Origin of the sequence: Longimicrobium sp. (genome assembly GCF_036280135.1) — a bacterium.
In the GTDB taxonomy this organism is placed as follows: Bacteria; Gemmatimonadota; Gemmatimonadetes; order Longimicrobiales; family Longimicrobiaceae; genus Longimicrobium.
Map to the genome: position 1 here is coordinate 1 of NZ_DASURI010000185.1, position 6,375 is coordinate 6,375.

At 70.4% G+C, this 6,375-nt stretch carries 6 protein-coding genes; 2 read left to right on the forward strand and 4 right to left on the reverse strand.

The window, feature by feature from the left end:
• Positions 1-207: 207 nt before the first annotated feature.
• From VFZ20_RS05435 to VFZ20_RS05450, 4 genes are all read right to left on the reverse strand, one after another.
• A complete protein-coding gene (locus tag VFZ20_RS05435) occupies positions 208-792 on the reverse strand; it encodes a Uma2 family endonuclease (RefSeq protein ID WP_329682821.1) in 585 nt (194 codons plus the stop codon).
• A 250-nt stretch (positions 793-1,042) separates the two neighbouring features.
• Positions 1,043-1,420, reverse strand: a complete 378-nt coding sequence (locus VFZ20_RS05440; protein ID WP_329682822.1) for a hypothetical protein — start codon at positions 1,418-1,420, stop codon at positions 1,043-1,045.
• Positions 1,421-1,593: 173 nt separating this feature from the next.
• On the reverse strand, positions 1,594-2,844 hold the full coding sequence (gene ispG, locus VFZ20_RS05445) for a flavodoxin-dependent (E)-4-hydroxy-3-methylbut-2-enyl-diphosphate synthase (RefSeq protein ID WP_329682823.1): 1,251 nt from the start codon (positions 2,842-2,844) through the stop codon (positions 1,594-1,596).
• A gap of 142 nt (positions 2,845-2,986) precedes the next feature.
• Positions 2,987-3,448, reverse strand: coding sequence for a hypothetical protein (locus VFZ20_RS05450; RefSeq protein WP_329682824.1), 462 nt, complete (start codon positions 3,446-3,448; stop codon positions 2,987-2,989).
• 272 nt (positions 3,449-3,720) lie between these two features.
• On the opposite strand from VFZ20_RS05450, the gene VFZ20_RS05455 reads away from it, so the two are divergent.
• Positions 3,721-4,587: a hypothetical protein gene (locus VFZ20_RS05455; protein WP_329682825.1), complete on the forward strand. Its 867-nt coding sequence runs from the start codon at positions 3,721-3,723 to the stop codon at positions 4,585-4,587.
• A gap of 81 nt (positions 4,588-4,668) precedes the next feature.
• Positions 4,669-5,820 carry a M20/M25/M40 family metallo-hydrolase gene (locus VFZ20_RS05460; RefSeq protein WP_329682826.1) on the forward strand — a complete coding sequence of 384 codons (1,152 nt, stop codon included), beginning with the start codon at positions 4,669-4,671 and terminating at the stop codon, positions 5,818-5,820.
• Positions 5,821-6,375: the final 555 nt, after the last annotated feature.

Sequence of the window (6,375 nt, forward strand, 5' to 3'; positions counted from 1 at the left end):
ATGCCGCAACGAACGCGCCAGCGTGAACACCGTGCGGATTCAGCGGCTTGTCAGGATAGAATAGCAGGTGTGATGCGGAGATCGGAAGAGCGACGTGCGCAAAGTGGCCATTCGTCAGCTTCGATAGCGCGTGAAAGAGGCCGCGGACGAACATCGCCCACGGCCTGCCGTCCCGGTCCCCAATTGTGCGATCATATATGCTCCCGATCATTCCTCTGATCCGCCGTCGAACTGCACGTCCGCGTAGATCTCGCGCAGGGTGAGCGCGGTGCCCACGGAGGAGAGCTCCAGCGTCGTGTCCAGCTCCGTCGCGGCGGAGTGCACCCAGAAGTCGCCGTGGCGGACGTAGCGCTCCACGTGCACGCGCCGCGAATCCACCAGCACGTACTCCGCGAGGGCTTCGCTCGCGCGATACGCCTCGAACTTCTCTCCGCGATCGTAGCGCTCGGTCGTCCCGGACAGGACCTCAATCACCAGGTGCGGGTTCGTAAGCGTGGGAGGACGCGTGTCCAGCACCGCGGGCGTGCCGCAGAGCGCCACGACGTCGGGATACACGTACCCGGACACGGAGGCGATCCGCACGCGAACGTCGTTGACGAACACGCGGCAGCCGCGGGCGCGGAGCCGGTCCCGCAGCGTGCTGCCGATGTTCAGCACGATCTCGGCGTGCTGCAGGCTGGCGCCCGTCATCGCGAGGATGCGGCCGTTCAGGTACTCGCTCCGGAACTCGGCGTGCCGCTCGCGGGCGAGGTACTCGTCCGGGGTGATGCGCTTCAGGGCTGCCGTGGCCATCTCTCCTCTCGGGCACAGGTACGCCCGAGTGTAAACTTGTGCGCCGAAAGCGCACAAGATGCCGCAACGAACGCACCAGCGTGAACACCGTGCGGATTCAGCGGCCTCTCAGAGACAGGATAGCAGGCGCAATGCGGCGGATGGAAGGGTCCCGTGCATCAGGAAACCCGTCGAGCAGGGAACGTCAGCGCGTGAAAGAGGCCGCGGACGAATCACTCGCCCGCGGCCTCGATCCGTCGATGGACGCTGCTCAGGGGCAGAGCGGACCGTTGTAGATGGACGCCACGTTGGCCGTGGCGCTGCCCGTCGCGCCCAGCGCGTCGGTGACCACCACGCTCACGGAGCCGGAGACGGGGAAGTTGCCGTACCAGGTCTCGCCGAACGCGCTTCCGCCCCCGCCCACGCTGCTCCACGAGTAGCTGTACGGCGGCGTGCCCCCCGAGACGTTCGCCTCCCACGTGCACCAGGCGCTGGAGTTGATGCGCCGGAGCCCGCCGATGAACACCGAGAGCGCCTGGGCAGGCGCCACGCTTTCGGCGGGCGGTGCCGGCGCGGCGGGAGCCGCCGTGGCCGCTCCGTATCCGCCCGCCGCGAGTACCACGAACAACGCGGGGATCAGTCGCTTCATGCTGCCGCCCTCCGGGAGAGATGTGGACGGGATCCCGTTCCGGACGAACGGATCCCGCGCTGAATATCAACACCCGGATTCGATTCTGCAGTATATGTCGGATAAGGATTTGCGTTGGCCTGAAGATAGCGGCCGCGAACCGACGAGGCTCGCGGCCGCTCCTTTGCTCCGCGTCAGACGCCGACGGGCTCCGCGAGCGCCGGCCGCGCGGGGTAGTGCGACTCCACGTAGTCGTCCAGGATGCGCTTGAACTCGTCGGCGATGTGGTCGCCGCGCAGGGTGGTGAAGTGCTCGCCGTCCACGTACACGGGCGCCTTGGGCTCCTCGAAGGTTCCCGGCAGGCTGATGCCCAGGTTGGCGTGCTTGCTCTCGCCCGGCCCGTTCACCACGCATCCCATCACGGCGACCTTCATCTCCTCCACGCCAGGATGCGTGTCGCGCCACACGGGCATCTGGTCGCGCAGGTAGCCCTGGATGCTCTCCGCCAGCTGCTGAAAGTACGTGGACGTGGTCCGTCCGCAGCCGGGGCAGCTGGTCACCTGCGGCGCGAAGGAGCGGATCTCCAGCGACTGCAGGATCTGCTGCGCCACGTGCACCTCTTCGGTGCGGTCGCCGCCCGGCTTGGGCGTGAGCGACACGCGGATGGTGTCGCCGATGCCCTCCTGCAGCAGGATGCTGAGCCCCGCCGTGGACGCCACGATCCCCTTGGTGCCCATGCCGGCCTCGGTGAGCCCCAGGTGCAGCGGGTAGTCGCTCAGGGGCGCCAGCTTGCGGTACACGCGCACGAGGTCCTGCACGCCGCTGACCTTGGCGGAGAGGATGATGCGGTCGTGCGGCAGCCCGCACGCTTCGGCGAAGGTGGCGGAGCGCAGGGCGCTCTCCGTCATCGCGTCCATCATCACCTCCTTGGCGTCCTTGCGCACGGGCTCGGGCAGGCGCGCGTTGGCGTCCATCATCTCCGTGAGCAGCGCCTGGTCCAGCGAGCCCCAGTTCACGCCGATGCGCACGGGCTTGCCGAACTCGATGGCCTTTTCGATGATGGCGCGAAAGTTCTCGTCGTGGCGCTTGGCGCCCACGTTGCCCGGGTTGATGCGGTACTTGGCCAGCGCCCGCGCCGTCTCCGGGTACCTGGTCAGCAGCAGGTGGCCGTTGTAGTGAAAGTCGCCCACGATGGGCACGTCCACGCCGCGCGCCCGCAGGAACTCCACGATGTAGGGCACGGCCTGCGCGGCCTCGTCGTTGTTGACCGTGACCCGCACGATCTGGCTGCCCGCGCGCCACAGGGCCGCCACCTGCCGGACGGTGCCTTCCACGTCGGCGGTGTCGGTGTTGGTCATGGACTGCACCACCACCGGGTGCGCGCCGCCCACCATCACCCCGCCCACGTTCACGGAAACGGTCTGCCTGCGCCGGATGTCGCTCATGCTGCGGATGTGCGCGGATGCGTTCGGATTCGTGTTAGCCAAAACCCCGCAAATCTAACCGCGCGGGGCGCTTGCGGCAAAGTGCGCGGGGGCGCGGCCTCCCTGGCCGCGCCCCCGCGCGCTCCGGAACCGCGGCGGGTGATCAGGCGCCGCCGGTGGGGCAGTACTGCTTCCAGCCCAGGCTGCACGTGCCGCCCGTTCCCGGCGCGGGCACGTCGGCGCCGGGATCGTGGATCCACGTGTCCGTGGCGTAGCCCTCGGGGCCCGTGACTTCCACCGTGAAGTCCACGTACGCGGTGGGGGCCGCGTCGTGGTGGTAGTAGTAGACGCCGTAGCCCTGCGCCACCACCTGCCCGGTGGCGTTGTTGGTCCACGTGAAGTAGTACTGGTCGCGCGAGAGCGAGTTGTTGGCCAGGTCGGCGCGCAGGCTCCACACCGGGTGGTCGGGATTGGACGCCGCCACCTGGATCTCCACGCGGAACAGGGTGGAGCCGCTGCGCTGGATCTCCGCGTCGGGCCGGGCGGCCGTGGGCGCCTGGGCCGCGTCGCTGCACGCGGCGGCCGACAGGCACAGGGCCAGCAGGGGAAGCACGAGCTTTCTCATGGGATTTGCCTCGAGTTTCGGTGGATGGTTTGCGCTCGCAACGTTGCGCATCCATCATCGCACCGTCCGCGTCATCCGGCGTAGGACAGGGGGACGGACCGGCGCGTCCCGTGGGTGTCACGTCGCCGCCGCGGGGCGGTCCGGAGGGGGAGTCGCCCGGGATCCTGCCCTGAAACGTTTGCATCGCCGCCGGGCGCGGACTACGTTGCCCCCATCCCGCCCCACGCGCCGTTCCGCGCGACTGCCTTCCCCTTCATCCATCCATCCGCATCATGAAGCCCTGTCCTTCCATCATCCGCCCCCTGCTGCTGTGCGCGGCGCTGCTGGCGAGCGCGCTGGCCCCTCCGCATCGCGCGTCGGCGCAGGTGCCGGACTCCGCTGCCGCGCGCGACACGCTCTACGAGATCCGCCTGACGGACGGCTCCGTGCTGTACGGCCACGTCACCCGCAACGCCGGCGACGAGGTGGAGATCGTGACGCAGGCGGGCGCCACCGTGCGGCTGCGGCGCGGGCAGATCGCGAGCATCACGGCCACGGAGGCGCGCGTGGTGGCCGGGCGCGTGTGGCCGCGCGATCCCAACGCCACGCGGCTGTTCTTTGGCCCCACGGCGCGTGCCGTGGGCGCCGGGCGCGGCTACCTGGGCGTATACGAGGTGCTGTTCCCGTTCCTCACGTACGGCGTGACGGACAACTTCAGCATCTCGGGCGGCACGCCCATCGTCCCCGACGTGATCGGCGAGCTGTGGTACGTGGCGCCCAAGCTCACGCTGGTGGAGACGGAGACCATGGCCGCCGCCGCCGGCGTGCTGATGGCCGGGGACGACGGTGACGTGGTGGGCGTGGCCTACGGCGTGGGGACGTACGGCGGCCCCGACCGGTCCGTGACGGCGGGGGTGGGCTTCGGCTTCAGCGGCGACGAGTTCTCCAACCAGCCGGTGGCCATGATCGGCGGGGAGCTGCGCACGGGCGCCAGCACCAAGCTCATCACGGAGAACTACTTCGCGCCGGGTGAGGACGGGGTCGTGGTGTCCGGCGGTGTGCGCTTCTTTGGCGAGCGGCTGTCGGCGGACCTGGGCATTGCCACCAGCCTGGACGCGGACGAGTTCTTTCCCCTCGTGAACTTCGTCTACAGCTTCTAACCCGCGGGGCGGGACGCGCATAAATTGAAGGCGAAGGCGCGCGGACGCGCCTTCGCCTTCTTCCCATTGGGGCCGACGACCATGGCCGTGGATTTCGAGCACCTCGTGCGCACGCTGGGCGAGCTGGTGCGCATCAACTCCATCAACCCGGCGTTCAGCGGCGGCACGACGGACGAGCGGCAGGTGGCCGATTACGTGCGCGCCGCCATGGACGCGCTGGGGATGGAGACGCACGCGCACGAGCCGGCGCCGGGCCGCGTGAGCGTCGTGGGGCGGCTGCGGGGCACGGAGGATGGCCCGTCGCTCCTGCTGTACGCGCACCACGACACGGTGGGGATCGAGGGGATGCCGGACCCGTGGGCCGCCGAGGTGCGCGACGGGCGGATGTACGGCCGCGGCGCGTACGACATGAAGTGCGGCCTGGCCGCGTGCCTGTCCGCGGCGAAGACGATCGTCGATGCCGGCCGTCCGCTCGCGGGCGACCTGCTCATCGCCAGCGTGGCGGACGAGGAAGAGGCGAGCCTGGGGATGATGGAGGTGCTGCGCCACCACACGGCCGATGCCGCCGTCGTCACCGAGCCCACGGAGCTGGCCATGGTGGTGGCGCACAAGGGCTTCTGCTGGATCGAGGTGGAGACGGAGGGGCGCGCGGCGCACGGCAGCGGCTACCAGGTGGGGATCGACGCCAACGTGCGGATGGGCCGCGTGCTGGCGCGGCTGGAGGCGCTGGGCGCACGCCTGGTCGCGTCCGATCCGCACCCCGTCGTGGGTCCGCCGTCGCTGCACGCGGCCACGCTGCGGGGCGGCACGGGATGGAGCACGTACGCCGCGCGCTGCGTGCTGCGGATCGAGCGGCGCACCATCCCCGGCGAGACGGAGACGGACGCCGTGGCGCAGGTGCAGGCCATCGTGGACGCGCTGTCGGCGGAGGACGAGACGTTCCGCGCCACCGTGCGCCCCGTGCTTTCGCGCGATGCGTGGGAAGCGCGCCCGGACGCGGCCATCACCGCCGTCGTGGCCGACGCCGCGGAGGCCGTGCTGGGCCGCGCGCCGGTGCGGATGGGCGCGCCGTACTGGATGGACACGTCGCTCATCGGCGCGGCGGGGATCGATGCCGTCGTCATCGGCCCGGCGGGCGAGGGCGCGCACGCGGCGGTGGAGTGGGTGGACCTGGAGTCTGTCCGCCAGACGGCCGAGATCCTCGTGCGGACGGCGCGCGCGTTCTGCGGGTGATGCGAGTCTGCGCGATCGCGAGATGAAGCAGGCGGGCCCGAGTCGGGCAGGATCCGGGGTGTATCCCCTCTCCCGCGCAGTTTGCGGGAGAGGGAGGCGAGGAACGAGCCGGGTGAGGGCCCCCGCGGGTGAAGCCGGCCTCACGCAGGACCAGGAGCGAATGAATTCGCCGCTGGAAAGGCACGAAGTCCGCCTGCGCGGACTGCCCCAGCACGAATCGGCCGAGGTGCACCGGGGCACGATCCGCGTCGTTGAAGCCTCACGCAGTTTGTGAGGCTTTCCGCCGTAGTTGCGGCGACTTCAGTCGCTCCCTCGCGGGGCCCGCCTCCACGGGACGAAACCCGCCCCGGCGCCGGGGCGTATCATCCGACGTCCGCCGGAGGGTCCCGCGGGCATCCCCGGACCGGGCATCTCCATGAAGCGTTTCGTACGCAACGCCGCCGCGGCCTTCCTGGCGGCAGGCACCCTGGCGAGTGCCGCGCCGGCCGTCGCGCAGGCGCCGGCGCCGGCGCGCAACCTCCTGTACCGCGTGGACGGGCCGGCGGGCGCCACGGT

What these genes read in the sequence shown, in the direction of transcription:
- VFZ20_RS05435 (WP_329682821.1), bottom strand. Translation starts at nt 792, where the DNA reads ATGGCCACGGCAGCCCTGAAGCGCATCACCCCGGACGAGTACCTCGCC.
- VFZ20_RS05440 (WP_329682822.1), bottom strand. Translation starts at nt 1,420, where the DNA reads ATGAAGCGACTGATCCCCGCGTTGTTCGTGGTACTCGCGGCGGGCGGA.
- ispG (WP_329682823.1), bottom strand. Translation starts at nt 2,844, where the DNA reads ATGAGCGACATCCGGCGCAGGCAGACCGTTTCCGTGAACGTGGGCGGG.
- VFZ20_RS05450 (WP_329682824.1), bottom strand. Translation starts at nt 3,448, where the DNA reads ATGAGAAAGCTCGTGCTTCCCCTGCTGGCCCTGTGCCTGTCGGCCGCC.
- VFZ20_RS05455 (WP_329682825.1), top strand. Translation starts at nt 3,721, where the DNA reads ATGAAGCCCTGTCCTTCCATCATCCGCCCCCTGCTGCTGTGCGCGGCG.
- VFZ20_RS05460 (WP_329682826.1), top strand. Translation starts at nt 4,669, where the DNA reads ATGGCCGTGGATTTCGAGCACCTCGTGCGCACGCTGGGCGAGCTGGTG.